We start from the raw sequence: 5,103 nt of genomic DNA on the forward strand, positions 1-5,103 counted from the left end.
AGCAACGACGTCGCCGCCGCGGCGGCCACCACGCGCGCGGCGCGGGTACGCAGGGGTGTGCTCATGCGGCCGAGCCAAGTGGGCGCACCCCACATCCCGGTGAACCTGGCGCTACCTCTTGGTGAACTCTCCCGGCGACCTCTCGGGCGGCGCTCAGACGGGCATGTGCCAGCCGCCGCGCCGGAACGCCGGGGTGGCGATCGCCAGGACGCCGATCGCCAGCACCACCGCCGCGAGCATCACCAGGGCCATGGCCGCGGCGTCACCGCCCAGGAACCCGCCGAGCGAGCTGACCGAGCCGGCGATCAGGGACTGGACGGCGCCGATCATCGCCGCCGCGGTGCCGGCGATCTCGCCGTGCCGGGACAGCGCCAGCGCGGACGCGTTGGCCGGGACGAGCCCCTGGAACGCGAGCACGCACCACAGGGCCACCAGCAGGCCGATCAGCCCACCCGCGCCCGTCAGGACCACCACGAGGAGCACCACGACGAGCACCGCCTGGGCGACCACGCCGAAGCGGAGCAGCCGGACCGGCGCGACCCTGCGCACCAGCGCCGCGTTGACCTGGGCGGACAGCACCAGGCCCACACCGTTGACGGCGAACAGCAGGGCGAACTGCCCCTCGCTGAGCCCGTACTCCTGCTGGAAGATGATGGGCGAGCCCACCACGTAGCTCATGAGCACGCCGAAGCCCAGGCCGGGGATCACGGCGAGGGCCATGAAGTGCCGGTCCTTGAGCAGCTTGCCGTAGCCGCCGGCGACCGTGCGGACGCCGCCGGTGAGCCGCTTGACCGGCGGGTGGGTCTCGGGCATCACCCGGAGCACCACGAGGGCCAGCGCGGCGCCCATCACGGCCAGCACCACGAACACCCAGCGCCAGGGGCCGTGCGCCAGCACGAAGGTGCCCAGTGTGGGCGCGAACATCGGAGCGACGCCGATCACCAGCATGAGGCGCGACAGGATGCGGGCGGCCTCGGCACCGACGAAGCGGTCACGCACGATGGCGACCGAGGCCACGCCGGCCGCGGCGTTGAAGAAGCCCTGCGCGAGGCGGAGGCCGATCAGCAGCGGCATGCTCGTGACGACGGCGCACAGCAGCGAGATGACGACGTGCAGCGCGAGGCCGATCAGCAGCGGGGCGCGGCGTCCGAACCGGTCCGAGAGCGGCCCGATGACGAGCTGGCCCACGCCGCCGCCGATCAGCATGCAGGACACCGTGAGCTGGGCCAGCGCCTCGGTGGAGCCGAGGTCCAGGGCGACCTGCGGCAGAGCCGGCAGATACATGTCGACGGTGAAGGCCGGCAGGGCGGAGAGGGCCCCGAGCATGAGGACCCACTTGACGGTGGACCGGGAGGACGCTCGGCGCGCGGGCACGACTGGGGAGACGCCCGACGGCGCAGAGGTTGGCATGGCCCCGATGCTATCGAATCGATACGACGATGAGAAGAGTGATCTCGCTCTCCGGTCAGCTGTTCGTCCGGAGTTCACCATGGGACGGGGTGTGTTGGTGACGTGCCGCGAGTGTCAGTGGCTCGGGGCATGCTGGTCCCATGTGCGGACGCTTCGCCTCCTTCACCCAGACCCAGGACCTCGCCGACGAGCTCGCCATCGCCGAGATCGCCGAGGACGCGCGGCTCCGGCCGCCGTCCTGGAACGTGGCGCCGACGGACCCGGTGCGCATCGTCGTCGAACGGGCGGCCAAGGGCTCCACGGAGGTGAGCCGGTCGATGCAGCTCGCCCGCTGGGGCCTGGTGCCGTCCTGGTCCAAGGACCCGAGCGGGGGTGCGCGCATGATCAACGCGCGCTCGGAGTCGCTGGTCGACAAGCCCGCGTTCGCCAAGCCCTTCAAGGCCCGGCGCTGCCTCGTGCTGGCCGACGGGTACTACGAGTGGCGCAAGCTGTCACTGCCCGCCACCGGCTCCAAGAAGGTCCCCAAGCAGCCGTACTGGATCCACCCGGCCGAGCAGGGCGTGGCGGCGTTCGCGGGCCTGTACGAGTTCTGGCGCAACCCGGCCGCGAGCGAGACCGACCCCGACCGCTGGCTGGTGTCGACCACCGTGGTGACCCGCCCGGCGTCCGAGAGCATGGCGGCGATCCACGACCGTATGCCGCTCGTGCTCCCGCCCAGCGCCTGGAACCAGTGGCTCGACCCGTCGGTGAGCGACGCCTCCGAACTGCTGCAGATCGACAACCTGCCGCTGGCCACGCTGCCGGTGGGCGACGCCGTCGGCTCGGTGCAGAACGACGGACCGTCCCTGATCGAGGCGGACCCGGACCCCAGGGACCCGGAGCCGGTCCGGGTCCGCGCCGCACGCTGAGGTCGGCGTCCGAGACTGGCGGCTGCCGGCCGTCGCCACTAGCCCGCCAGCGGCACCTCGGTCAGGGTGCGGATCCGGTCCGTGACCTCCGGGTACCGGTCGTACCGGTCCAGCAGCACTGCCCCGAGCCCCGCGTCGAGCGGCGCCTGGAAGTCCTTCTCGACGTCGTTGCCCACCATGCGCACGTCGCCGGGCGCGACGCCGAGGATCTCACAGGCGGAGCTGTACGCGCGTGGGTCCGGCTTGCCGGCGGGCAGGTCGTCCGAGGCGACGACGACGTCGACGTGCGCGGCGAGACCGGTGCGGTCCAGCTTGAGCCGCTGGTGCGCGGAGTCGCCGTTGGTGAGCAGGGCGCAGACGAGACCGGCGTCGCGCACCCGCCGTAGCGCCGGGACGGCGTCGTCGAACGCCACCCAGCCCTGCTCGTAGCGGGACAGGTAGCCGGTGAACAGCTCGTCGGCCTCGTCGTCGGTGGTGTCGGCGCCCAGGAACTCGCGCACACGGACGCGGCGCTGCTCCAGGAAGGTGATCTCGCGACGCTGGTACCGGGCGTAGGCATCCTCGGAGATGCCGCCCCAGGCGGTGACCAGCTCCTCCGGGTCGCCGAGGTCCAGACCCAGCTCGGGGAGCCAGTCCAGGAGCGCCGCGCGAGAGGCGCCCTCCTGGTCCACGAGTGTGTCGTCGAGATCGAAGAGAACGACTTTCAGCACGCTCGCATCGTGTCATACGCGGGTCCCTGCGCCGCCCTGGGGAAACTCAGGGGGTGAACTGTGTCCCCGGACACAACGAACTGACCAGGTCGGACGTCCTTAGCGGTGACAGATTCCTGTCCTCACTCCAGCTGGGGGATCCATGACCGTTCTTAGCTTGACCCGTCCTACATCACGCCTGCTCACCATGGGTGTGGCAGCCGTGCTGGCCCTCGGCCTGCTCGGCGAGGGCGGCGCCACGAACGCCGCCAGCGCGGCCACGACCGAGTCCGCCGCGACGGCGGCGCCGACCACGGCGAAGAAGCCCGGCCTGCGTTTCGCCCCGGCGTCGCGCACCGTCCAGGCCTACGCCTACGACGGCTACGTCTACCTCGACTCGGCCGTCTGGCTGGCCGCGTACGGTGAGACCCACGAGTTCTGGGCCAAGCGGAACAAGGCCTCCGACCCGGTCTCGCTCACCAGGACGGTGATCCGGGACGGCAAGCGCACCACGACCAAGGCGCCGGCGGCGATCGTCGACGGGCTGAACGGCTTCAAGGACGGGCTCACGGTCCGCGTCCGGACGCCGAAGGGCAAGATCCTGGCCAAGGACACGCGCAGCCTGTGCCTGAGCGGGTCGGATCGGCAGCGCGTCGAGCCGACCGGCCGGACCGAGCCGGTCTACCCGTCGTTCTGCGGCGGCAGCTGGTTCACCAAGTCGAGCGTCTCCGGTGTCGAGCAGGGCTGGGCCACGAAGCTCGACGCCTTCTTCGAGGTCGAGACCAAGCAGAAGACCCTCGTGATGACGGTCATCATCAGCGACCCGGTCGCGGACTTCCTCGGCCTGCCGGCCAAGGGCCGCGCGGTGACGCAGCGCGTCGAGATCGTCGACGAGTGCGAGATCTGGGACTGCGGCGAGATCGGCGAGGAGCTCATGGGCGCCCCCGCCGAGGGCTTCAGCTCGCTGCAGGACGGCGACCCGGTGTCCGTCCGGGCCGAGAGCCTGCGCGCGCAGAGCGGACACGCGGGCCACGGCGCCACCAGCACGGGCTCCGAGCACCGCACCAACCTGTTCTCCCTCGGGGACGCCGCGCACGCCGGCGGCGACCACCCGGCGCTCGGCCAGCGTGGTTCCACGCCGTCGAACAGCGAGCCGGCCAAGGACACGCTGCCCGACCTGGTCTCCGCGCCGGCGTGGCAGATCGGTACCGAGGTGGACGAGGACGGCACCGACCGGCTCACGTTCAACGCCAACGAGTGGAACGCCGGGCCCGCACCGCTGGTCGTCGAGGGGTACCGCCGCGGCGCCGGCGAGCTGATGGACGCCTATCAGTTCTTCTACCAGGACGGCAAGGAGGTCGGCAGCACCAAGACCGGCACCATGGAGTACCACCAGGCGCCGGAGCACAACCACTGGCACTTCCTGGACTTCGCGAGCTACGAGCTCGTCACGACCAAGGGCAAGCCGGTGACGCCGAGCGGCAAGCAGTCGTGGTGCCTCGCGCCGACCGACCCGGTCGACCTCTCCGTGCCGGGCGCCGTCTGGCGGCCGGAGGCCACCGGCCTCGACAGCACCTGCGGCGACCGCTCCGCGATCTGGCTCCGTGAGGTGCTGCCGGTCGGCTGGGGCGACACCTACAACCAGAGCCAGACGCAGGCGTTCGACCTGACGAAGGTGAAGAACGGCACCTACCAGATCAAGATCACCGTGAACCCGAACGGTGCCCTGCACGAGCAGACGATGTCGAACAACGTCAGCTACCGGACCGTGGTGCTCGGCGGTAAGCCCGGCAAGCGCACGGTGAAGGTGCCGCCGTACGAGGGCGTGGACACCGAGGTCGTGACCGAGCGGTGACCGCCGGGGCGCCTGCGTAGGCTGCGCCCCATGAACGCGAGCAGCACGACGGGCGTCCCGTCCGGGAGCGGCATCACCTGCACCCTCTCGGACGGGATCGCCGACGTCCGCCTCGACCGGCCGGACAAGCTCAACGCCCTCTCGCTCGGCATGCTCGCCGAGCTGCGGGCCGCCGCACGCCGCCTGGGCCGCGAGCCCGGGCTGCGTGCGGTCGTGCTGTCGGGCAGCGGCCGCTCGTTCT

General features: G+C 71.4%; 5 protein-coding genes. 3 read left to right on the top strand and 2 right to left on the bottom strand.

Features of this window, described 5'->3' with window-relative positions; genetic code table 11:
- Nucleotides 1–153: 153 nt before the first annotated feature.
- On the bottom strand, nt 154–1,410 hold the full coding sequence (locus tag PROKR_RS17820) for a multidrug effflux MFS transporter (protein WP_051433108.1): 1,257 nt from the start codon (nt 1,408–1,410) through the stop codon (nt 154–156).
- A 140-nt stretch (nt 1,411–1,550) separates the two neighbouring features.
- Between PROKR_RS17820 and PROKR_RS17825 the strand changes: the two genes are divergently transcribed.
- Nucleotides 1,551–2,318: an SOS response-associated peptidase gene (locus PROKR_RS17825; protein ID WP_036965277.1), complete on the top strand. Its 768-nt coding sequence runs from the start codon at nt 1,551–1,553 to the stop codon at nt 2,316–2,318.
- Nucleotides 2,319–2,356: 38 nt separating this feature from the next.
- Here the strand turns inward: PROKR_RS17825 and PROKR_RS17830 are convergent, their stop codons facing one another.
- A complete protein-coding gene (locus PROKR_RS17830; RefSeq protein ID WP_036965279.1) occupies nt 2,357–3,028 on the bottom strand; it encodes an HAD family hydrolase in 672 nt (223 codons plus the stop codon).
- A gap of 157 nt (nt 3,029–3,185) precedes the next feature.
- Between PROKR_RS17830 and PROKR_RS17835 the strand changes: the two genes are divergently transcribed.
- Together PROKR_RS17835 and PROKR_RS35305 are read left to right on the top strand one after the other, a co-directional pair.
- A complete protein-coding gene (locus PROKR_RS17835) occupies nt 3,186–4,862 on the top strand; it encodes a lysyl oxidase family protein (protein WP_245605871.1) in 1,677 nt (558 codons plus the stop codon).
- Between the two features lie 30 nt (nt 4,863–4,892).
- The coding region (locus PROKR_RS35305) for an enoyl-CoA hydratase-related protein (RefSeq protein ID WP_211240169.1) at nt 4,893–5,103 on the top strand (211 nt) is incomplete at its 3' end.

Origin of the sequence: Promicromonospora kroppenstedtii DSM 19349 (genome assembly GCF_000515355.1) — a bacterium.
GTDB lineage: Bacteria > Actinomycetota > Actinomycetes > Actinomycetales > Cellulomonadaceae > Promicromonospora > Promicromonospora kroppenstedtii.

Bases quoted from the DNA above. Each gene is read 5' to 3' on its own strand.
- PROKR_RS17820 (WP_051433108.1), bottom strand. From the start codon at position 1,410: ATGCCAACCTCTGCGCCGTCGGGCGTCTCCCCAGTCGTGCCCGCGCGC.
- PROKR_RS17825 (WP_036965277.1), top strand. From the start codon at position 1,551: ATGTGCGGACGCTTCGCCTCCTTCACCCAGACCCAGGACCTCGCCGAC.